At 65.7% G+C, this 21244-nt stretch carries 27 protein-coding genes; 8 read left to right on the forward strand and 19 right to left on the reverse strand.

Features of this window, described 5'->3' with window-relative positions:
- Window positions 1-5: 5 nt before the first annotated feature.
- Entirely contained in the window at window positions 6-386 is a 381-nt protein-coding gene (locus N2602_RS25750; protein WP_260379830.1) for a hypothetical protein, read from the reverse strand.
- A 99-nt stretch (window positions 387-485) separates the two neighbouring features.
- Between N2602_RS25750 and N2602_RS25755 the strand changes: the two genes are divergently transcribed.
- Window positions 486-1322, forward strand: a complete 837-nt coding sequence (locus N2602_RS25755) for a DUF72 domain-containing protein (RefSeq protein ID WP_172783023.1) — start codon at window positions 486-488, stop codon at window positions 1320-1322.
- Between the two features lie 7 nt (window positions 1323-1329).
- A complete protein-coding gene (locus tag N2602_RS25760; RefSeq protein WP_260379831.1) occupies window positions 1330-1791 on the forward strand; it encodes a DUF488 family protein in 462 nt (153 codons plus the stop codon).
- A 126-nt stretch (window positions 1792-1917) separates the two neighbouring features.
- Here the strand turns inward: N2602_RS25760 and N2602_RS25765 are convergent, their stop codons facing one another.
- The 6 genes from N2602_RS25765 to N2602_RS25790 form a co-directional block, all read right to left on the reverse strand.
- Window positions 1918-2832: a PhzF family phenazine biosynthesis protein gene (locus N2602_RS25765; protein WP_172783021.1), complete on the reverse strand. Its 915-nt coding sequence runs from the start codon at window positions 2830-2832 to the stop codon at window positions 1918-1920.
- A 152-nt stretch (window positions 2833-2984) separates the two neighbouring features.
- On the reverse strand, window positions 2985-4292 hold the full coding sequence (locus N2602_RS25770; protein ID WP_260379832.1) for an adenylate/guanylate cyclase domain-containing protein: 1308 nt from the start codon (window positions 4290-4292) through the stop codon (window positions 2985-2987).
- Window positions 4293-4321: 29 nt separating this feature from the next.
- On the reverse strand, window positions 4322-5485 hold the full coding sequence (locus N2602_RS25775; RefSeq protein WP_212258073.1) for an ABC transporter permease: 1164 nt from the start codon (window positions 5483-5485) through the stop codon (window positions 4322-4324).
- On the reverse strand, window positions 5482-6420 hold the full coding sequence (locus tag N2602_RS25780; protein WP_260379833.1) for an ABC transporter ATP-binding protein: 939 nt from the start codon (window positions 6418-6420) through the stop codon (window positions 5482-5484). The genes N2602_RS25775 and N2602_RS25780 overlap by 4 nt, the downstream gene beginning before the upstream one ends.
- A complete protein-coding gene (locus N2602_RS25785; RefSeq protein ID WP_212258071.1) occupies window positions 6417-7205 on the reverse strand; it encodes an HlyD family secretion protein in 789 nt (262 codons plus the stop codon). The genes N2602_RS25780 and N2602_RS25785 overlap by 4 nt, the downstream gene beginning before the upstream one ends.
- Window positions 7202-7894, reverse strand: coding sequence for a TetR/AcrR family transcriptional regulator (locus N2602_RS25790; RefSeq protein ID WP_260379834.1), 693 nt, complete (start codon window positions 7892-7894; stop codon window positions 7202-7204). The genes N2602_RS25785 and N2602_RS25790 overlap by 4 nt, the downstream gene beginning before the upstream one ends.
- Before the next feature lie 108 nt (window positions 7895-8002).
- Between N2602_RS25790 and N2602_RS25795 the strand changes: the two genes are divergently transcribed.
- The 3 genes from N2602_RS25795 to N2602_RS25805 are packed head-to-tail and all read left to right on the forward strand — an operon-like array spanning window position 8003 to window position 9225.
- On the forward strand, window positions 8003-8338 hold the full coding sequence (locus N2602_RS25795; protein WP_260379835.1) for a helix-turn-helix transcriptional regulator: 336 nt from the start codon (window positions 8003-8005) through the stop codon (window positions 8336-8338).
- A complete protein-coding gene (locus N2602_RS25800; protein ID WP_260379836.1) occupies window positions 8335-8796 on the forward strand; it encodes an SRPBCC domain-containing protein in 462 nt (153 codons plus the stop codon). The genes N2602_RS25795 and N2602_RS25800 overlap by 4 nt, the downstream gene beginning before the upstream one ends.
- Window positions 8797-8811: 15 nt before the next feature.
- The gene (locus N2602_RS25805) at window positions 8812-9225 is read left to right on the forward strand and encodes a GFA family protein (protein WP_260379837.1); all 414 of its coding nucleotides are present in this window, start codon (window positions 8812-8814) and stop codon (window positions 9223-9225) included.
- 117 nt (window positions 9226-9342) lie between these two features.
- Here N2602_RS25805 and N2602_RS25810 read toward each other — a convergent pair whose 3' ends face one another.
- The 10 genes from N2602_RS25810 to N2602_RS25855 all read right to left on the reverse strand — a co-directional run bounded on the left by N2602_RS25810 (window position 9343) and on the right by N2602_RS25855 (window position 17289).
- On the reverse strand, window positions 9343-9753 hold the full coding sequence (locus N2602_RS25810) for a DUF2000 family protein (RefSeq protein WP_212258066.1): 411 nt from the start codon (window positions 9751-9753) through the stop codon (window positions 9343-9345).
- A 65-nt stretch (window positions 9754-9818) separates the two neighbouring features.
- Window positions 9819-10208, reverse strand: coding sequence for a DUF4189 domain-containing protein (locus tag N2602_RS25815; RefSeq protein ID WP_260371338.1), 390 nt, complete (start codon window positions 10206-10208; stop codon window positions 9819-9821).
- Window positions 10209-10405: 197 nt separating this feature from the next.
- Window positions 10406-12010 carry a molybdopterin-binding/glycosyltransferase family 2 protein gene (locus N2602_RS25820; protein WP_260379838.1) on the reverse strand — a complete coding sequence of 535 codons (1605 nt, stop codon included), beginning with the start codon at window positions 12008-12010 and terminating at the stop codon, window positions 10406-10408.
- Window positions 12007-12708 carry an XdhC family protein gene (locus N2602_RS25825; RefSeq protein WP_260379839.1) on the reverse strand — a complete coding sequence of 234 codons (702 nt, stop codon included), beginning with the start codon at window positions 12706-12708 and terminating at the stop codon, window positions 12007-12009. The genes N2602_RS25820 and N2602_RS25825 overlap by 4 nt, the downstream gene beginning before the upstream one ends.
- 2 nt (window positions 12709-12710) lie before the next feature.
- On the reverse strand, window positions 12711-13034 hold the full coding sequence (locus N2602_RS25830; RefSeq protein ID WP_260379840.1) for an XdhC family protein: 324 nt from the start codon (window positions 13032-13034) through the stop codon (window positions 12711-12713).
- Window positions 13035-13044: 10 nt separating this feature from the next.
- Window positions 13045-14247 (reverse strand): VWA domain-containing protein, encoded by a 1203-nt coding sequence (locus tag N2602_RS25835; RefSeq protein WP_260379841.1) that lies wholly within the window; start codon window positions 14245-14247, stop codon window positions 13045-13047.
- A gap of 141 nt (window positions 14248-14388) precedes the next feature.
- Window positions 14389-15312, reverse strand: a complete 924-nt coding sequence (locus N2602_RS25840) for a MoxR family ATPase (protein ID WP_260379842.1) — start codon at window positions 15310-15312, stop codon at window positions 14389-14391.
- Window positions 15313-15373: 61 nt separating this feature from the next.
- Window positions 15374-16180 (reverse strand): xanthine dehydrogenase family protein subunit M, encoded by an 807-nt coding sequence (locus N2602_RS25845; RefSeq protein ID WP_260379843.1) that lies wholly within the window; start codon window positions 16178-16180, stop codon window positions 15374-15376.
- 27 nt (window positions 16181-16207) lie between these two features.
- Window positions 16208-16693, reverse strand: coding sequence for a (2Fe-2S)-binding protein (locus N2602_RS25850; RefSeq protein ID WP_260379844.1), 486 nt, complete (start codon window positions 16691-16693; stop codon window positions 16208-16210).
- A gap of 149 nt (window positions 16694-16842) precedes the next feature.
- On the reverse strand, window positions 16843-17289 hold the full coding sequence (locus N2602_RS25855; protein WP_036012850.1) for a carbon monoxide dehydrogenase subunit G: 447 nt from the start codon (window positions 17287-17289) through the stop codon (window positions 16843-16845).
- 172 nt (window positions 17290-17461) lie between these two features.
- On the opposite strand from N2602_RS25855, the gene N2602_RS25860 reads away from it, so the two are divergent.
- The 3 genes from N2602_RS25860 to N2602_RS25870 all read left to right on the forward strand — a co-directional run bounded on the left by N2602_RS25860 (window position 17462) and on the right by N2602_RS25870 (window position 20110).
- On the forward strand, window positions 17462-18817 hold the full coding sequence (locus N2602_RS25860; protein ID WP_260379845.1) for a 3-carboxy-cis,cis-muconate cycloisomerase: 1356 nt from the start codon (window positions 17462-17464) through the stop codon (window positions 18815-18817).
- Window positions 18818-18832: 15 nt separating this feature from the next.
- Window positions 18833-19615 carry a 3-oxoadipate enol-lactonase gene (gene pcaD, locus N2602_RS25865; RefSeq protein ID WP_260379846.1) on the forward strand — a complete coding sequence of 261 codons (783 nt, stop codon included), beginning with the start codon at window positions 18833-18835 and terminating at the stop codon, window positions 19613-19615.
- 102 nt (window positions 19616-19717) lie between these two features.
- A complete protein-coding gene (locus N2602_RS25870) occupies window positions 19718-20110 on the forward strand; it encodes a carboxymuconolactone decarboxylase family protein (RefSeq protein WP_024340834.1) in 393 nt (130 codons plus the stop codon).
- Here N2602_RS25870 and N2602_RS25875 read toward each other — a convergent pair.
- Entirely contained in the window at window positions 20072-20611 is a 540-nt protein-coding gene (locus N2602_RS25875; protein WP_260379847.1) for a hypothetical protein, read from the reverse strand. The genes N2602_RS25870 and N2602_RS25875 overlap by 39 nt on opposite strands.
- A gap of 263 nt (window positions 20612-20874) precedes the next feature.
- Window positions 20875-21039, reverse strand: coding sequence for a hypothetical protein (locus N2602_RS25880; RefSeq protein WP_172783002.1), 165 nt, complete (start codon window positions 21037-21039; stop codon window positions 20875-20877).
- Window positions 21040-21244: the final 205 nt, after the last annotated feature.

Below are 21244 nucleotides of genomic sequence, written 5' to 3' on the forward strand. Positions count from 1 at the left end.
ACGGGCTACTTCGCCGGCGGCCGATGCTTGACGAAGGCCATCACGATGTCCTTCTGCGCCGCCTCCACCGCCCTGTTCGCGGTGGCGAGATGGGCGCCGGCATCGATGCTGGGATATTGCGTGGTGAGATAGTCGAGCAGCGCCACCCGGTAATATTGCCGCTCAGAAGGACAGGCGCCCGCAACCGAGCGGCCGAAATCCTGCTCCGACAGGCCCTGATTGGAGTCGCGCGAATATTCCCGCGCCAGGCAATGCCAGTAATCGTCGCGGCCCTGCTGGGCGAGCTTCTGCGCGCCCTTCGCGTCGTCGTCATCCGCCACGGCATAATTTGTCATGGCAGCAGATGTCATCATGACGAGCGCTATTCCCACCAGCAGCATCCGCATCTTGTTCTCCTTCTTCGCGGGTCCGGTCGCGAGCTTAGACGGGGCCGGCCAACTGGCCAATCACATCTGGTTTGATTAGGATGAGATCCCTCCCCGTCGATGCGAGATCCTCCCGTGGCCAAAGCAAAAACTGCGTCCAAAAAATCCGGCAACATCTTCATCGGCATCGGCGGCTGGACCTTCGAGCCCTGGCGCGGCGTGTTCTATCCGGAGAAGCTGGCGCAGGCGAAGGAGCTGTCCTATGCCGCCTCCAAGCTGACCTCGATCGAAATCAACGGCACTTACTACGGCTCGCAGAAGCCGGAGAGCTTTCGCAAATGGGCGAGCGAGGTGCCTGAGGGCTTCGTGTTCTCGGTGAAGGGACCGCGCTTCGCGACCAACCGCCGCGTACTCGCGGAGGCCGGCGATTCCATCAAGCGGTTCTACGATTCCGGCGTACTGGAACTCGGCGATCATCTTGGGCCGGTGCTGTGGCAGTTCGCGCCGACGAAAAAGTTCGACGGCGCCGATTTCGGCAAGTTCCTGGAGCTGTTGCCGCGCAAGCTGGAGGGGCGCGCGCTGCGCCATGTCGTCGAGGTCCGCCACGACAGCTTCTGCACGCCGGACTTCGTGACGCTGATCCGCGAGTTCGAGACGCCCGTGGTGTTCGCCGAGCACGGCAAATATCCTGCCATCGCTGACGTCGCCGGCGATTTCGTCTATGCGCGGCTGCAGAAGGGCAATGACGAGATCAAGACCTGCTATCCGCCGAAGCAGCTCGATGCCTGGGCCGAGCGCTTCCAGGCCTGGGCTTCGGGCGGTGAACCCGACGACCTGCCGAAGGTTGATAAGGCCAGGCCGAAGAAGGAGCCGCGCGACGTGTTCGCCTATGTCATCCACGAGGGCAAGGTGCGCGCGCCCCACGGCGCCATGGAATTGATCGCGCGGGTGAGCTGAGGTTCACATGGCAAAGGCGAAGAAGCTGTTCACCATCGGCTATGAGCAGACGCCGCCCAAGGCCGTGCTGGACGAGCTGGAACAGGCCGGCGTCAAGCTCGTGGTCGACGTGCGCGCGGTGACGTCGTCGCGCCGGCCGGGCTTTTCCAAGAAGCAGCTTTCGGCGGGCCTCGACGAGCGCGGCATCGGCTATGTCCATCTCGCCGCGCTCGGCACGCCAAAGGAAGGCCGCCTCGCCGCGCGCGGCGGTCAATACGACGTGCTGGAGAAGATCTATTCAAAACACCTGAAGACGCCGCAGGCGAAAGAAGAGATGGACGAGCTCTCGGCGCTGGTGAAGAAGGCCGGCCCGGTGTGCCTGCTCTGCTACGAGCGCGACCACACCCACTGCCACCGCCAGATGATCGCGGAGATCATCGAGGAGCGCGACGGGGTTGCGGTGAAGAACTTGGCGGGGCGGCAGGTGTAGGGGTCGCAGTCATTCCGGGGCGCGCCTCTTGGCGCGAACCCGGAATCCATCGAGCGCCAGAGGTGGTGGATGAATGGATTCCGGGCTCGCGACTTCGTCGCGCCCCGGAATGACACGTGGGGAGGCTCAGCCCTCCCCCGCCAACCTAAACGTCCCCTCCATCATCGGCACGCAAGCGCCGCCGACGTGAGCGGACACGCCCTTGCCATCCTGCTTGCGCACGCGCGTCGAGAGGATGCTCGGGCGGCCCATGTCAAAACCCTGGCCTACAGTGAGCTTCAGCTCACCGTCGCGCGCGGGATCGAGGTCGGCGAACAGCGCGGCGGCGGCAACCGTGGCGCTGCCGGTGGCGGGATCCTCGACGAGACCGCTGGCACCACGCATGAACATGCGCGCCTGCCGCTCGCAAGGCGCCTCCGCCGGGGGCACGTCGCGGGTATAGAACCACACCGAGCGAGCACCTTCGCGCGGCAAGACCTTGCTGAAGGCTGCCGCATCGGGCCGGGCCCGCTTCAGCGCCTCGCGCGAATGCAGCTCCATCACCAGAAACGCGTTTCCGACGGTGACGATCTCAGGCTCGTGATTGTCGGTCTTGATGTCGTCGGCAACGAGTGAGACGCAGCTCGCAGCTTCGGCAGCCGACAGCCGCGACAGTCGCTGCAGCGGCTGCGGCGCGGTGAGCTCGGTTCTGATCACCCTGCCCCGCTCTCGCACGATCTCGACCGGGACGAGCCCGGCCTTCTCCTCGAACAGCAGGCGCGGCTTCGGCTCTTTCGCCATCGAGGCGAGCACGAAGGCGGTGCCGACATTGGGATGGCCCGCAAAGGCAATCTCCTGGACCGGCGTGAAGATGCGCACCTCCGCATCATTGGCCTTGTCGCGCGGAGGCAACACGAAGGTGGTCTCGGAATAGTTGAACTCGGTCGCGATCGCCTGCATCTGCGCGGTCGTGAGCCCGCCGGCATCGAGCACCACGGCAAGCTGGTTGCCGCCGAAGGCGCGGTCGGTGAACACGTCGACGGTGATGTAGCGGCGCTGCATCGTCACTTCCCCATGCAAGTCGCGGCCACGACCGGCCGCATCGCGCGGCACTCTACAAGCCGACAACATCGCTCGTCATGCCCCAAAATTGAGTGCAATCGGAGCAATCGCTTGGATGAAAGAGAACTGCGCACACCGATTTGCGAAGCGCGCTACCCCAGCTGATACACGGGTACTTTCTCGTCATAGCCGCGCACTTCAACCTCGCCGAGCGCGACGGCATCGTTGCCGTCTTCGCCCAGCGCCTCGCGCACGGATGCGGAGATCAGGAGCTGCGAGCCGAACTCCTTGTTCAGCGCCTCGAGCCGCGAGGCGAAGTTCACGGTGTCGCCGATGACGGTGTATTCCTTGCGCCGGGGCGAGCCGATATTGCCGGCGACGACCTCGCCGAAATGGATGCCGATCCCGATCCGCAGCGGCCAGCTGCTCTCCGCGTTGATGCGATCCATCGCCCGCAGCATCTCGCGGCCGGCGGCGACCGCGCGGTGCGCGGCGTCGGATGCTTCCAGCGGCGCGCCGAACAGCGCGAGAAAGCCGTCACCCAGGAACTTGTTCACGATGCCGCCCTCGCGGTCGAGAATGTCGACCAGCACGGCGAAGGCGCCGTCGAGCCGGTCGACCACCTCCTGGGGCGTACGCGACTGCGCACCGGTCGTGAAGCCGCGGAAATCGACGAACATCACCGCGACGCGGCGGACATCGCCGCCGGTGCGCGGCCCCGCCGTCATCAGCCGCTCCACCACCTGCGGCGAGACGTGCTGGCCGAACAGATTGGTGACCCGGTCGCGCGCGGTGGCGGCCGCGATGCTCGCGGCGAACTGCCGCCGCAATTGCGCGCCGACGGCGCCCGCGAGCACGCCGCAGATCAGGATGATGGTGCTGCGGACGGCGTGAAAATAGAGCTGGGGCTCGCCGACGCTGCTCGAGGGATCGTAGACCAGTGCGACCGCGAACAGCTCGGCAGCAGCGACGAAGCCGGTGAAGGTCGAGAGCCAGAAATCGAGCCGCAGCGTCGAGAGGATGACGAAAATGAAATACATCAGCGGCACGGCGAAGCCGAGGGCCTGGGTCGCGCCCATGGTCCGGATCTGCAGGATCAGGATCACGGTCGGCAGCGATGTCTCGATCAGCGTGCCGATATAGCGCCTGGCCACCGGCACGTCGCGATCGAGGCGGAGGTTCTTCCTGATCTGGGTGTGGACCCAGACCTCGAACAAAATGAAGCCGACGAGCAGGCCGTAGACTTCGGCGAGCCCTTCGGTGCCGCGCCAGACCCGGTTCACCACGGCGGGATCGACCAAATAGACCGCGGTGAGGAACAGCGTCATGACGCAGCCGGTCGCGATCAATGCCCGCACCCGCAACAGCTCGGTGCGCAGCACCTCCCGCGTCAGCTCGCGCTCGAAGTCCTCCGACAAGGCGGCATGCTGCCGCGCCTTCCTGCTCGCAAACTTGGCCATTCCGCCCCTCGATTCCGGGGTATTGTGCCTCAATCCAGCGTACGGCGGAAGCGCGTCACGGCGACGGTCATGGCGAGCAGCATCAGGGCCGCCAGCGCCAGCGCGTCGAAATGCAAATTCTGCATGGTCGCGCCCTTCAGCATGATGGCGCGGACGATTCGCAAATAATGGGTCAGCGGCAAGGCCTCGCCCAGATATTGCGCCCAGGCCGGCATGCCTGCGAACGGGAACATGAAGCCCGAGAGCAGAATGCTCGGCAGGAAGAACATCATCGACATCTGCATGGCCTGGAGCTGGTTCTGCACCAATGTCGAGATGGTGTAGCCGATCGACAGATTGGTGGTGATGAACAGCGTCGAGAGCAGCGCCAGCAGAACGAGATTGCCGAGCACGGGCACGCCGAACAGGCCGACGCCGATGCCGATGATCAGGAAGGCCTGGACGAAGCCGACCAGCACGTAAGGGATGATCTTGCCGAACATCACCTCGACCGGCTTGATCGGCATCGACAACAGGCTCTCCATGGTGCCGCGCTCGACCTCGCGCGTCACCGACAGCGCGGTGAAAATCAGCATGGTCATGGTCAGGATGGTGCCGACGAGGCCTGGCACGATGTTGAGGCTGGAGCTAGCTGCCGGGTTGTAGCGGGCATGGGCGCGGATCTCGAACGGCATCTCCGGGGGATCGCCGATATAGAGGTCGTGCTTGAGCGCGGTCTGCACGACCATGCCGAGCGAGCCGATCGCCGAGCTCGCCGCGATCGGATCGGTGGCGTCGGCCGCAACCAGCAGCGCCGGCCTGTCGCCGCGCCGCACCGCCCGCTCGAAGCCGCGCGGGATCTCGACCCCGAACAGCACCTTGCCGGATTTCAGGAGATTGTCGAAATCATCGACGTCGTGCACCTCATAGAGGAAGCGGAAATAGGCGGTGTTCTCCAGCGCCTTCAGGATCGAGCGGGCGAGATCGGAATCCTCCTGGAGCAGCACCGCGCTCGGCAGATGGTGCGGCGTGGTGTTGATGGCATAGCCGAACAGCATGAGCTGCATCACCGGCAGCATCACGATCATCGCGAACGAGACGCGGTCGCGCCTCAGCTGGATGAACTCCTTGATCAGCATCGCGTAGGAGCGCCGCAAAAAGCCGAACCGCTCGCGGATTTCGCGCCGTGGTGCAGGATGGTCGACTGCGCTCATTGGAAATTATCCTTGGAGCGCCCCATCAGCTCAATGAACACGTCTTCGAGTGAGGGCTGCGACTTCTGCCAGTGCAGTCCGCTTTTCTCGCGCCAGGGCGCGATGCTGGCTTCGAGCGCCGGGACGTCGCGACCGGACACATGCAGCGAGGTGCCGAACGGCGCCACCATGTCGATGCCGGGCTTCCCCGTGAGCGCGCTGCCGAGCTCGTTCAGGTCTTCGCCCGTGACGGTGTAGGTCGTCAGCGCCGATTTCGCGATCACCTCCTCCACCGTGCCGTGCGCCAGCAGATAGCCGTAGGCGATGTAAGCGATCTCGTGGCAGCGCTCGGCCTCGTCCATGTAATGGGTCGAGACCAGCACGGTGAGGCCCTCGGCGGCGAGGGCGTGGATCTCGTTCCAGAAATCGCGCCGCGCCTTGGGATCGACGCCGGCGGTCGGTTCGTCCAGCAGCAGCAATTGTGGATTGGGCAGCGTGCAGGCCCCCAGCGCCAGCCGCTGCTTCCAGCCGCCGGAGAGCTCGCCGGCCAGTTGCTCCTCACGCCCCGAGAGCCCGAGCCGCTTGATCATGTCGCGCGCGGCGCCGCGCGCGTCGGTGAGGCCATAGAGCCGCGCGACGAATTCGAGGTTCTCGCGCACCGAGAGGTCCTGGTACAGGCTGAAGCGTTGCGTCATGTAGCCGACCTGGCGCTTGATCTTCTCGGCATCGCGGCGGATGTCGTAGCCGAGGCAGGTGCCCTCGCCGCTGTCAGGCGTGAGCAGGCCGCAGAGAATGCGGATGGTCGTGGTCTTGCCCGAGCCGTTGGGACCGAGGAAGCCGTAGATCGAGCCGCGCTTCACCTGCATCGACAGATCGTGCACGACCTCGCGGCCGCCGAATGATTTCGTCAGGCCTTTGACGTCGATGGCGATGCCGTTGCCGTTGCCGGTGCTCATCGCTTGTCCGCCACCGGGGTCTTCGGATTTAGGTAGATGTCGATCGGCTGTCCGACGCGCAAGGCATCGGGCCGCGAGGGTCGCGCCTGGATCAGATAGACCAGCTTGTTGCGCTCCTCGAGGCTGTAGATGACGGGCGGCGTGTATTCGGCCGAGGTCGCGATGAAGTAGATCTTCGCGGTGAGATCGGCGGCGCAATTGTCGCAGGACACGCGCACCGTGTCGCCGATCGCGAGCTTCGGCAACTCGGTCTCCGGCACGAAGAAGCGCAGCTTCATGTTGCCGGGCGGCATGATCGAGAGCACCGGCCGCTGCGCCGCCACCATCTCGCCTTCGCGGAAATAGATTTGCTGGATGGTGCCGGCGACGGGCGCGAAGCCCTTGCGCCTCGCCATCCGCGTCTCCGAGGTCGCCACCCGCGCCTCCGCGACGCGCAGGGCGGACACGGCGGAATCGAGATTGGCCTGCGTGCCGGAGCCGGTCTTGTTCAGCGAAGCCGCACGGTCATAGGTCTGCTGCGCGTTCGCGAGCGTCGCCTTCTGCTGGTTGAGGTCGGCAAGCTGAAGATCGTCATCGACGGAATAGAGATGATCGCCGACCTTGACCTCGTCGCCCTCGCGGACGTTGAGCTTGGTGACCCGCCCGGCTTCGTCCGGGCTGACGAAGATCATGTCGGCCTCGACCCAGCCCTGGAAGCCGGGATCGCGCTTCTCCTTGCACCCGGCAAGCCCGGTTGCGAGCACAGCGAGCAATGCCAGAACAGAAATTGTTTGCGACGACCTCATGTCGTCCTCCGTTCGCCAAAAATCAAATCGAGATGCACGCGCAGCATCTCCTGCGCGTCGAGCGGCGCATGCCGCGCAAACAAGCTCTGCCAGATCACGGCGATCATCGCGGGCGCGACCAGGATCTGCGGATAGCGCGCGAGGTCCTTCTGCCGGATCTCGCCGCGGGCGATGCCGAGCTCGATCAGCGCGCGCATCGCGGCGACCCCGCGCGAGACCACCTCGCGGTAGTAGAAGTCGGCGACCGACGGAAAGCGCGGCCCCTCCGCCACGATCAGGCGCACCAGATCGCCGCGCCTGGTGCCGATCACCTCCTTCAGGAAGTTGCCGGCGAACGTCTCGACGAGGTCGCGCACCGAGCCCGCCGGCGGCGGCAGCGTGGTCAGCCGTGCGACCACGGGAACGATGACGATGCGCACCAGCTCCTCGAACATCGATTCCTTGTCCTTGAAGTGAAGGTAGATCGTGCCCTTGGCGACGCCGGCGCGCTTGGCGATGTCGTCGAGCCTGGTCGCCGCAAAGCCGCGCGCGATGAACTCCTCCATCGCCGCCTCGACGATCGCCGCACGCCGCTCCGCTGCCCGCGTGGCGCGGTTCGAGGCAGGTGCCGCATCGGGGCCTGCAGGCGCAGGACCGGTCGCGTGGGAGGCCGGAGAGGGCACAGCGGCTTTGGTCGGTTTCTTCGTCATTTGAAATTTATGACTGACTAGTCAGTCATAGTCAAGACCGCAAAGAACAGGCCATTCAGCAGACGAATTAGTGTTGACTAATGCATTAGTATTCGCTAATTTGATTTCATGATCGAAGCCGCTCCAAACCCCGTCACCACCGTGATGCGCGCCCTTGCCGATCCGACCCGCCGCGCCGTGTTCGAGCGCGTGTTCCACAGCAAGGAGATCAGCGTCGCCGAGCTGACGCGCGGCAGCGGCGTGACCCAGGGCGCGATCTCGCAGCACCTGAAGTCACTGAAGCAGGCCGGCCTCGTCGCCGAGCGCGCTGAGGGCCGCAACGTCTATTACCGCGCCGCGCCGCAAGGACTCGAGCCGCTGGTCACCTGGATGAACCATTACGGCGTGTTCTGGCGCGAGCGTTTCCAGAACCTGCGTGACCTCTTGAAGGAGATCGACCCGTGAGTGCTGCCGCGTTGAAAGCCGACACAAGAGACATCGTCATCGACGAGGTCTTCCCTCACACAGCCGAGACGATCTGGAAGGCGCTGACCAGCGCGCAGCTGATCGGGCGCTGGCTGATGCAGCCGACCGGCTTTGAAGCCGTCGAAGGCAAGGCCTTCACCTTCCAGACCACCCCGGGCGGCAAATGGGACGGCGTGATCCATTGCCGGGTTCTGGAGGTCGTGACCCTCAGGCGCCTCGTCTACGCCTGGAAGGGTGGCGACGAGCGCAACACCGGCTATGGCGCACCGCTCGACACCGTCGTGACCTGGTCCCTCACCCCGGTCGAAGCCGGCACGCGGATCCGCCTCGTCCATGCGGGCTTCGTCCTGCCCAGGAACGAGTCGGCCTACACGGTGATGAGCGGCGGCTGGAAGAAGGTCGTTCGCAAGCTCGATGAGATCAGCGGCGAAGGTTGAGTGGGAGATATCGCGATGGAAAAGCCCTATACCGGCGGCTGCGCCTGCGGCGCCATCCGCTATTCGATCGAAGGGGAGCCCCTCTTCAGCAATCACTGCCAGTGCCGGGACTGCCAGCGGGAAAGCGGCAGCGGCCATGGCTCGTACGCGACCTTCGCGCGCGCCGGTGTCACGCTGACGGGCGATGCCAGGCACTGGGACATGGTCGCCGACAGCGGCAAGGTGAAGACGCGCGGCTTCTGCACACAATGCGGCGTAGCCGTCTACATGACCTTCGCCGCGCAGCCCGACGTCTTCACGATCCGCGCGGCAAGCCTCGACGAGCCCGCCCGCTACAAGCCGCAGGCGGTGACCTTCGCCGCGCGCGGCCATGAGTGGGACCCTCTCGACGCCGGCCTGATCAAATTCGAGGGCATGCCGCCGGGGTGAGCAGCACTCCGTCATTGCGAGGAGCGAAGCGACGAAGCAATCCAGAAAACCTGCGCCAAACGATTCTGGATTGCTTCGCTGCGCTCGCAATGACGATGGAGCTTTTGAGCGGTGCGACTAACTATGAAACTTCAGGCCATCGACGATCTTGTCGATCACCTTGCGCTCGGCCCGCATGGCGATGCCGACGAGATTGAGATCGGCGCGCGCAACCGCCCTCACCGCCTCGCGGTTGGCGGCGTCGTGCGTGGTCTTGAACATGTCCTCGGTGTAGACCGCCGCCTTGACGTTGCGGGTGAGCGCGCGGTCCAGCGCGCGCGACAATGCAGGACCATCGGCGCCGTAGATCAGAATCGGCTGGCCGATCAGCGCATGATACTTGGTGCCCGAGGCGTCCTCATAGGCTTCGCCGATGCATTCCGGAAAGGCCGCGGCGATGCCGCTGGTGAGGAAGGACGCGACGTTGAGCTTCTGCCAGGCTTGAAGATCGGTGCGGATCACGACGGCGATCTTGGTGTCGAACTGCATATGGGCCTTCCACTGTCATTCCCAAGGCGATGCTACGCAACGCCCCATCACGACAGCAAGAGGAATCAGCCTTTCGCGTCGCAGGCCCAGGCGCGGATCACGCATTCCTTGCCGCCGTATTTGTAGCATTCGCGCGTAGCGGCATTGAGCGAGGCCGAGATCTTCGGCTTGACGGCGTAGCCATAGGCGCCGCAGGGATTGGTCATATCGACCGACATCGCAGCGCAGGCGCGCTTCATCGTCACGGTGGTGCAATCGCCCTTGCATTGCTTCTGGGCCGCCGCACGCGCCTCGTGCTCGTGGCCATAGTCAAAGGCCTGGCCGTAGGCGCCGCACTTGCCGACTGCAAACGCGCCGGCCGCGTGCGCATCCGTGATGTGGCGAGCCCCGGCGACGCAAACGGACAGCGCAAAGAAAAACATCGCGCAACGGCGCGCGACGACGTTCGAAGCCATGGAAAAACCCCTCCCCCCAAGGCAGGTCGGGGCAACTCTAAGCGGCGGTCGTTTCCAGATGGTGAATGGGTGGTTGAAATCGGGAGGCTTGGGAGGCGCCGTAGGGTGGGCAAAGCGCAGCGTGCCCACGAATTGTCGATCGCAATGACGAGACGGTGGGCACGGCGCTGCGCGCCTTTGCCCACCCTACGGCACCCTCATCCGCGTCTTGCCGCTTCCAATGCCTGCGGCGTGTCGATGTCGAGGAAGGCGCTCTCGCCGTCCACCGGCACCTCGGCGACGGCCTCGGTGTGCTTGGCGATCAAATGCCGCGCGCCAATGTCGCCGTCGAGCGTCATCAGCTCCTTGAAGAAGCGGCGCGACCACAGCACGGGGTTGCCGCGGCGGCCTTCGCTGACGGGCACGACGATGAGGTTGCCGCGGTCCGGCGCGAAACTGTCGATGAGCCGGTCGATCAGGCCGGCGTCGATCAGCGGCATGTCGCCGAGACACACCACGGCGCCGTCGCAGGTCTCGGGCACGGCCGCGATGCCGGCCTTCACAGAACTTGCGATGCCACCGGCGAAGTCAGGATTGCGGACGAATTTCACCTTCAGGCCTTGCAGCGCCTGCTCGACCAGCTCGGCCTGATGACCGGTGACGACGATCACCTCGGATGCCTTGGAGGCCAGCGCCTGCTCAGTCGCGAGGCGCACCAGCTTCTTGCCGTCGAGCTCGGCGAGCAGCTTGTTCGGTCCGCCCATCCGCGTCGAGCGGCCCGCCGCGAGCACGATGGCTGCGACCTGGCTGTTGCCCTCGGTCTCGGGCTTGGCGCGCGGCTGCGGCCGCGTCACGATCTCCATCAAGAGGCCACCGACGCCCATGCCCATCAGTTCGGACCGCGTCACCTCGATGCCGGCGAGAAGCCGCATCAAGACCCAGTCAAAACCGTTCTCGACCGGTGAGCGCGCGCAGCCCGGCGCGCCCAGCACCGGCACGTCGCCGGCGCGGGCGATCAGCAAGAGATTGCCGGGGTCGACCGGCATGCCGAAATGCTCGATCTCGCCGCCGATTCCGGTCACCGCCGCCGGGATCACGTCGCGGCGGTCGGCGATCGCTGACGCGCCGAAGACGATCACGAGCTCGGCGCCGAGCCCAAGCAATTCCTTGATCGCGGCCGACAGCGCCTGCTCCTCGTGCGGGACCCGGCGCTCGGCAATGATGCTGGCGCCGGCCGGGGCCAGCCGTTCGGCGGTGACGCGCAGGGTCTTGTCGATCACCTTGGTGGACAGGCCCGGCAGCAGCGTCGAGACCACGCCGACGCGCTTGATCACGTAAGGCGCCACCTTCAACACGTCCTTGCCCGCCGCCTTCACCGCGGCATCGCGCAAACTCGCTTCGACGCCGAACGGGATGATCTTGACGGTGCCGACCATCTCGCCCTCGACCACCGGCTTGTAGGCGGCGAGCGTCGCAAAGGTGATGGCTTCGTCGATGTTGTTGATACGGTCGACCGCGGCGCGGTCGATCACCAGCACGCCCGCTCGCGCGGCGAACAGATTGGCGCGGCCGGTGAAAGCGCGCTCGACATGGATGCCCTCGCCGCCGATGGCGAGCGCGATGCTGGCGGCCGCAACGTCCTCGGAGACGTCGCCCGCCTCCATGCGCACCACGACGATGTCCTTGATGCCGGCGCGCTCCAGCGCCTCGACCTCGGCAGGCCCGATCGTCGTGCCCTTCTTCAGCACCAGCGATCCTTGGCGCAGGGTGTGGACGGTCACCCCGCCAATCGCATCCCTCGGGCTCGCCGGGCCGAACTTCATGCCGCTTCTTCTTTTTCCTTGGGAGGCAGCCGAAGCACGGCCGTGATCTCGGCCATGATCGCCACCGCGATCTCGGATGGCGAGACCGCGCCGATCGCAAGGCCAATGGGCGCGTGGATGCGCGCGATGTCGCTTTCCTTGGCGCCCTGCGCCCGCAGCCGGTCGCCACGCTTGGCATGCGTCTTCCGCGAGCCGAGCGCGCCGATGTAGAAGCAGTTGCGCTCGAAGGCGTGCAGCAGCGCGGGGTCGTCGATCTTGGGATCGTGCGTCACCGCGACGAACGCCGTGTAGGCGTCGACGTTGAGCGGCGGCAGCGCAGTATCAGGCCATTCGGCGATCAGCGGAATGTCCGGAAAGCGCTCCGGGCTCGCGAAGGCCGTGCGTGGATCGACCACGGTGACGTCATAACCGAGCGAGCGCGCCAGCGGCGCCAGCGCCTGGCTGATATGGACCGCGCCGACGATGACGAGCTTTGCCGTCGGGGCGTAGACGTTGAGGAACAGCTTCTTGCCGCCGGCCTCGACACTGGCGCTCTTGCCCATGCGAAGCTGCTTGTCCAGCTCGGCACGCAGCGGATCCCTGGCGAAATCCTTCGCCTTCACCAGGCGCTGCTCGCCGCTCTCGGTGTCGGTCACCAGGATCACCGGCCGGCGCGCGGCGCGCTCGGCATTGAGTTCGTGCAGGATATCGAGCTTCACGGCTAACCGACCTTCTCGACGAAGACGCGGATGGTGCCGCCGCAGGACAGCCCGACATTCCAGGCGGTCTCGTCGGCGACGCCGAACTCCACCATCTTGGGCTTGCCGCTCTCGATCACGTCCATGGCCTCGGTGACTACGGCGCCCTCGACGCAGCCGCCGGACACGGAGCCCAGGAAGGTGCCTTCGTCGTTGATGACGAGGCTGGAGCCCGCCGGGCGCGGCGCCGAGCCCCAGGTCTCGACGACCGTCGCCAGCGCAACGCCTCGGCCGGCCTTCTGCCAGTCCTCCGCCGCCTTCAGGATGTCCTCGTCGCGATCGAGCATGGCTGGCCTCTCAAGCTGCGGAGCGGATCAGGCTGCGGTGATGCGGGGGCAGCGGCTGGGAGAGCGTGGTGATCAGCTCCTGGATCGAACTCAAATTATGCACGGGCCGGAATTCGTCAACGTGGGGGAGCATCATTTTGATGCCCTGCGCCTTGGCCTCAAAGCCGCCAAACCGGAGCAGCGGGTTGAGCCAGATCAGCCGCCGGCAGGACCGGTGCAGCCGGTCCATCTCGAAGGCGAGCCTGGAATCGGCCTCCCGTTCCAGTCCGTCGGAGATCAGGAGCACGATGGCGCCCTGGCTCAGCACCCGCCGCGCCCACAATTTATTGAAGTTGTGCAGCGAGGCCGAGATGCGGGTGCCGCCGGCCCAGTCCTCGACCGACGCCGAACAGCTCGCCAGCGCCTCGTCCGGATCGCGTTGGCGCAGCGCCCGGCTGACATTGGTGAGGCGCGTGCCGAACAGGAACACCGAGACGCGCTTGCGGGCATCCGCGATCGCATGCAGGAAATGCAGGAACAGTCGGGTGTATTCGCTCATCGAGCCCGAGATGTCGAGCAGCGCCACGATCGGCGCCGGCTTCTCGATCCGCCCGAGGCGATGGAGGTCGATGATGTCGCCGCCGGTGCGTAAGGATGCGCGCAGCGTGCGGCGCAGGTCGAGGCGCAGGCCGCGGGCATCGGGCCGTTGCCGGCGCGTCAAGAGCTCGGCCTGCGGCAGATGCATCCGCTCGACGGCACGGAGCGCCTCGGCGATCTCCGCCGCGCTCATCTGCGCAAAATCCTTCTTCTGCAGGATCTCCTTGTCGGAAACCGACAGGCGCAAATCCTGCTCCTGGTGCTGCGGCGTCTCGGTCATGCGCGGCTGCGACATCGCCTCCTGGACGCGGCGGGCGCCGGCCTGGGGTTTCTTCTTGGCCTCGTCCGGCAGCGGCACCGAGTCCAGCATGTGCTTCCACTCTTCCGAGGCACGGAAGAACAGGTTGAAAGCCTGCTTGAAGATCAGCGCATGCTCGTGACGCTTGACGAAGATCGCCTCCAGCGTGGTGAAGACGTCGGATCGGTTGCCGATGTCGATCACCTGCAGCGCGCTCATGGCATCGATGACGGCGCCCGGCCCGACCGGCATGCCGGCGGCACGCAGCGCGCGGGCGAAGCCGACGATGTTGTCGGCGAATTGCTCGGTCTTTTCGGGGGCAAGGTGGTTGATGGCCATGGTCTATCCTCGCTCCGTCATTCCGGGGCGCGCCACTTGGCGCGAGCCCGGAATCCATTCATCCACCGTCGCCGCTGCCCAATGGATTCCGGGTTCGCGCTGACGCGCGCCCCGGAATGACGAACTCAATTTGACGCGAGATCAATTCTCGCTCGTCGCGTCCTTCAGCACCTTCTGCAGCGTCTCGCCCTGCATGCGGGTGATGTCGTCCTGGTACTTGAGCAGCGCGCCCAGCGTGTCGCCCACCACTTGCGGGGTCAGCGAGCGGGCATCGAGCTCGGACAGGGCGGTGGCCCAATCGATGGTCTCGGCGACGCCCGGCGACTTGTAGAAGTCCTGGTTGCGCAGCGCCTGCACGAAGCGCACGACCTGCTGTGACAGCTTGGCAGAGATGCCGGGCACGCGCGTCTTGACGATCGCAAGCTCGCGCTCGGCGGCGGGATAATCGACCCAGTGATAGAGGCAGCGCCGCTTCAGCGCGTCGTGGATCTCGCGGGTGCGGTTGGAGGTGATGATGACGATCGGCGGGTGCGGTGCCTTCACGGTGCCGAATTCGGGGATGGTCACCTGGAAGTCACTGAGGATCTCGAGCAGGTACGCCTCGAACGCCTCGTCGGCGCGGTCGAGCTCGTCGATCAGCAGCACCGGCGGTCCCGCGACGTCGGGCTCCAGCGCCTGGAGCAGCGGCCGCTTGATCATGTAGCGATCCGCGAAGATGTCGCTCGACAACTGATCGCGATCGGTGTCGCCGGCGGCTTCCGCCATCCGGATCGCGATCATCTGCGCGGCGCTGTTCCACTCGTAGACCGCGGAGGAGACGTCGAGGCCTTCATAGCACTGCAGGCGGATCAGCTTCCGCCCCAGCGCCGCCGAGAGCACTTTTGCGATCTCGGTCTTGCCGACGCCGGCCTCGCCTTCCAGGAACAGCGGCCGGCCCATGCGCAGCGACAGATACGTCACCGTCGCCAGCGATCGCTCGGCGAGATAGCCGCGCGACGTCAAGAGTTCGAGCATCGCATCGACCGATGCCGGCAAAGCACCGGAAGAAGTGGCCGCTGAAGTCATGAAAAAGCCAGTCTCGCTACGCCCTCACCGGGACAGGTCTGGACCGAGGAATGAGGTCAGCTCATTCCTTGGCGTTGGCGGCGTCGACGGCGCGGCGCGTCAGCACCCCGATGAGATGCGCGCGGTATTCGGCGCTGCCGTGGATGTCGCTGTTGAGGCCTTCCGCCCCTACCGCGATGCCCTCCAGCGCCTTCGAGGCGAAGCGCTTCTTTAGGGCCTCCTCGAATGCGGTGACGCGGAACACGCCTTCGGAGCCCGCACCGGTGACGGCAACGCGCACATCCGACGGACGCCGCGCCACGAACACGCCGACCAGCGCATAGCGCGAGGCCTGGTTGCGGAACTTGACGTAGGCGGCCTTCTTCGGCAGCGGAAACATCACCTTGGTGATGATCTCGTCCGCTTCGAGCGCGGTCGTGAACAGGCCCTGGAAGAACTCTTCCGCCTTGAGGCGGCGCTTGTTGGTGACGATGGTGGCGCCGAGCGCGAGCACCGCGGCGGGATAGTCGGCCGTCGGATCGTTGTTGGCGAGCGAGCCGCCGATCGTGCCCCTGTGGCGCACGGCGGGATCGCCGATTCCGCCGGCGAGATTCGCCAGCGCCGGGATCGCCTCGCCGACGATGGCGGAGGTCGCGACCTCGGCGTGCTTGGCGGTGGCGCCGATCACCAGCGAGCGGCCCTTCATCTCGATCGTGTTGAGCCCCTCGATGTGGGAGAGGTCGACCAGATGCGGTGGGCTCGCGAGGCGCTGCTTCATGACGGGAAGCAGCGTGTGACCGCCGGCGATCACCTTGGCGTCCTCGTTCTTCACCAGGAGGTTGGCCGCCTGGCGCACGGTGCCGGGGCGATGATATTTGAATTCGTACATTTGAATGTCCTGATCGCGGGGTGCGCGTTACGCGAGATCGGATTTCGCCATCGCCTTGGCGCCGGCGGAGATCGACGCCACGATGTTCTGGTAGCCCGTGCAGCGGCAGAGATTGCCTTCGAGCTCCTCGCGAATGGTGTGGTCGTCGAGTTCGGGACCCTTGCGGTGCACGATGTCGATCGCGGTCATGATCATGCCCGGCGTGCAGAAGCCGCACTGCAGGCCGTGGTGCTCGCGGAAGGCCTCCTGCATCGGATGCAGCGGCGCGCCGTCGGCAGCCAGCCCCTCGATCGTCTTGACCTCGTGACCGTCGGCCATCACCGCCAGCGTGGTGCAGGACTTCACGGCCTTGCCGTCGAGATGCACGACACAGGCGCCGCACTGCGAGGTGTCGCAGCCGACATGGGTGCCCGTCAGCCGCAGATTCTCACGCAGGAATTGCACCAGAAGCGTACGGGGATCGACGTTGGCCGTCACAGGATTGCCGTTCACGATGAGGGAGATTTTTGCCATAAGCACTCTCTATCAGCGCCCCAACGGGTCCCGTCGAAGCGGTTCTTATAATTATTCCAACCCATCATATGGGCCATTATGCCCCGGGGCAACATCGCCCAGGGCGCAAGGCGCCATGCCGAAGGCGCTATGCTAAAGGTATTGGACCTTCAGCCCTGCACCGCCTTGGCGAAGTTCGCGAAAAATTCGTCGGCCAGCTTCTTGGCGGCGCCATTGATAAGGCGTTGGCCGAGCTGCGCCAACTTGCCGCCGATCTGCGCCTCGACGTCGTAGGAGAGCAGCGTGCCGCCGTCCTTCTCGGCGAGCTTGACGGCCGCGCCGCCTTTGGCGAATCCGGCCACCCCGCCCTCGCCCTCGCCGGAAATCTTGTAGCCGTTCGGCGGGTCGAGATCGGACAGCGTGACCTTGCCCTTGAAGCGCGCCGACACCGGCCCGACCTTCATTTTCGCCGTCGCGCGGAAGCCGCCGTCGTCGGTCTTCTCCAGCTCCTCGCAGCCGGGGATGCAGGCCTTCAGCACCTCGGGATCGTTGAGCTTGGCCCACACGGCCTCGCGCGGCGCCGCAAGCTGGACTTCGCCGTTCATCGTCATGGCCATGAGGGTGCCTCCCGGATCGCGCAACTATACTGCTGATCAAGTAACGCAGCGACGCGGCAAAGAAAAGGCCGGCGCCCGGTCACGTGCAATGCATATTCGCAACTGCAAAATGACGTGTGCGGGCGGTGGGGGATTGGCAGGGCCGGGCCATGATGATTAGGTCGCGCGCAACATGAGCACATCCATCTCCCCCCTGCTCGCACCGATGCTGTCGAGCGCCGCCATGCGCGCGATCTGCGACGATCGGTCGACCCTGCAGAACATGCTCGATTTCGAGGCAGCCCTGGCACGCGCCGAGGCCGCCAGCGCGGTGATTCCGGCATCCGCCGTCGGACCGATCGAGGCGGCATGCAAGGCCGATGGCTTCGACCTCGCCGCACTGGCGGAGGCCGCGACGCGATCGGGTAATCTCGCGATTCCCCTGGTCAAGATGCTGACCGCCAATGTCGCCAAGAATGACGCGGAGGCCGCGCGCTACGTGCATTGGGGCGCGACCAGCCAGGACGTCATCGACACCGCGACCATGCTGACGCTGCGCGCCGGCATCGCCGCATTGGACGCCGACCTCAGCCGCGCCATCAAGGGCTTTGCCGCGCTGGCGCGCAGCCATCGCAATACCGCGATGGTGGCGCGGACCTGGCTCCAGCACGCGCTGCCGATGCCGTTCGGGCTGAAGGCCGCCGAATACGCCTCGAGCCTTGCCCGCGCCCGCTGCCGCCTGCGGCGGCTCTCCCGCGAGGGCCTCGCCCTGCAATTCGGCGGCGCCGCCGGCACGCTCGCTGCGCTCGGCGACAAGGGGCTCGCGGTGGCCGAACGGCTGGCGCAGGAGCTGAACCTGCCGCTGCCAGAGGCGCCCTGGCATACCCATCGCGACCGCATCGCCGAGGCTGCATCCTGCTTCGCCATTCTCGCCGGCAGCTGCGGCAAGATCGCGCGCGACGTCTCGCTGCTGATGCAGACCGACGTCGCCGAAGCGTTCGAGCCGGCCGGCGAAGGCCGCGGCGGCTCCTCGACCATGCCACACAAGCGCAACCCGGTCGCCGCCGCAAGCGCGCTGGGCGCCGCGACCATGGCCCCGCAGCTCGCCGCGACGATTTTCGCCGCGCAGGTGCAAGACCACGAACGCAGCGCCGGCCCCTGGCACGCGGAATGGCCGACGCTGCCGCAGTTGATGCTGGTCACCTCCGGCGCGTTGGCTGCCGTCGTCGATATCGCCGAGGGTCTCGAGGTCGATGCGGCCCGCATGCGCAGCAATCTCGATGCGACGCACGGGCTGATCATGGCGGAGGCCGTGACCTTCGCGCTCGCCGAAGCCATCGGCAAGAGCGATGCACATCATCTCGTCGAGGCCGCAAGCAAGCGCGCCGTCGCCGAGAAGAAGCATCTGCGCGAGGTGCTGTCGGCCGATTCGCAAGTCACCGCGCACCTTACGCCGGAAAAAATTGCGGCATTGTTCGAGCCGATGGCCTATCAAGGGGCGTCACAGGCGTTGATCGACCGGCTGCTCGACAACCTCGATCAAGATTAGGAGTGGAGACGCCGCATGCCCATGATCGATGCCGACGGATGCCTCCTCAACGTCTCCGTCGAAGGCCGCGACGGCGGGCCGACCTTGATGCTGTCGAACTCGCTCGGCTGCACGCTGCAGATGTGGGAGCCACAGATGAAGGCGCTGACGCAGGTGTTCCGCGTCATCCGCTACGACCGCCGCGGCCACGGCAAGTCGAACGTTACGCCCGGCCCCTACACGATGGAGCGCTTCGGCCGCGACGTGCTCGCGATCCTCGACGATCTCAACATCGAGAAGGTGCATTGGTGCGGCCTGTCGATGGGCGGCATGGTCGGGCAATGGCTCGGCGCCAATGCGCCCGAAAGGTTCGGCAAGCTCATCCTCGCCAACACCTCCTGCTATTATGCCGAGCCGACCCGATGGCTGGAACGAATCGAGGCGGTGAAAAAAGGCGGCATCGCCGCGGTCGCCGACGCCGTGATCGCGGGCTGGCTCACCCAGGATTTCCGCGAGCGCGAGCCTGCGATCACCGCAAAGATGAAATCGATGCTGCTGGCGTCCCCCGTTGAAGGCTATCTCGCCTGCTGCGAGGCGCTGTCGACGCTGGACCAGCGCGCGCTGCTGCCGAAGATCAAGAGCCCGACGCTGGTGATCGCCGGCCGCCACGACGTGGCGACGCCGATCTCGGCGGCCGAATTGATCCGCTCCAACATTCCCGGCGCCAGCATGACCATCATCGACGCCGCGCACATCTCGAACGTCGAGCAGCCGCATGCGTTCACGGATGCGGTGGTGGGGTTCCTGACGCAGCGCTGATCTCACAACTCGTCATTGCGAGCGCAGCGAAGCAATCCAGACTGCCGCCGCGGAAAGATCCTGGATTGCCTCGCTGCGCTCGCAATGACGAAGGAGGAAACAATGGACGACCAGAAGCGCCGCGATGCCGGCATGAACGTGCGCCGCAAGGTGCTGGGCAATGCCTGGGTCGACAAGTCGATCGCGAACCGCAATGCGTTCAACACCGACTTCCAGGACTTGATCACCCGCTACGCCTGGGGCGAGATCTGGACGCGGCCGCATTTCGACGAGCGCACGCGGCGCGTGCTCGTGATCGGCACCATGGTCGCGCTCGGGCAATGGGACGAATTCCGCCTGCACGTGCGTGCGGCGCTCGCCGAGGGCGGCTTCACGCCCGACGACATCAAGGAGATCCTGCTGCAGCAGGCGATCTATTGCGGCGTGCCGGCGGCGAACCACGCGGTCAAGGAAGCCTCAGCGATTGTGCAGGAGCTCGGCCTGCTCAAGACCTAAAGGCTGAAGATTCGGCGGCGCGGCGAGCTCGGCCGTTTTCGGCGCAGCCGCCGGCTTCTCGATCACGACCACGATGGCCGCACCGAGCAAGAGCAGAAGCTCGGTGGCGTGCAGCCGAAGCGCGGCCAGCTCGCCGACCTTCGAGGCCATCACCATGCTGGCAAAGGAGATCAGGCTGCCGATCGCCAGCGCAATACCGAGCGCCTCGTCACTGCCGCCGCCCTTGCGGGTTCGGGGAATGCAGAGCAGCACGAGATAGATCGCGAAGAACGCCACCACGGTCAGCCGTCCGAGCGCCAGCAGCCAGGCGGCACGCACCGTGTCCATGCCCGCCATCTGCAGGTGGTCGCTCAGATACAGCGCCACCGCGACGCTCGGCCGCTCGTAAAGGCCGTGCACGGGCGCAACAATGATGTTGAAGGCGACGAGGCTCCATACGGGAATGAAATAGGCCGCCAGCAGCGCGCCGTTGACCGAGCCGATCCGCCAGTTCCTGAACATCCGCTTCCCGCCTGGTTTGCCGCGCCTTCGATGGAAGGCGGCGGCCATGCCGGAGCTAACTCGCATCAGACTGTGGCGGCAATTTAAACCCTTTGTTTACCTTAACTGCCTGCTCCCGTGGCGTCATTCGGGTGCGCAGCCCCAGACCCGGAATCTCGAGATTTTCGGGTTCGGCTCTTCGAGTCGCCCCGGAATGACTCTTCAATACGAAAAAGGCCCCGCCTCTCGGCAGGGCCTCACCCTCTTACTCCTGGGCTCCCAAACTACTTGTCCTGCTGACCCTGCTGGCCCGGGCGATCACCCTGGCGCATCGGATCGTTCTGTTGCTGCTGTCCGGGTTTCTGACCGCCGCCCTGCTGCTGCCCGGGGCGCTGCTGGCCGGGGTTCTGGTTCTGCTGACCCGGATTCTGGTTCTGCTGCTTCGTCATTCGGGGAAACTCCCTTGTTGGACGTCAGAGGGAAGACAACGACCCGCATCCACTTTGGTTGCCTGCGGAACCCGGTTCCTCGCAGGTGCGGGAACCCGGCGGCAAAATGATCTCTGTACAAGCCTTAAGGCGGAGACCGGGCCAGTTGCAGCCGCCAGTTCCCTCCTGTTACAAAACCATGTGAACGCTCAAGGGCTGCCGGGGC

It is taken from the genome of Bradyrhizobium sp. NC92 (assembly GCF_025200865.1).
Lineage (GTDB): Bacteria > Pseudomonadota > Alphaproteobacteria > Rhizobiales > Xanthobacteraceae > Bradyrhizobium.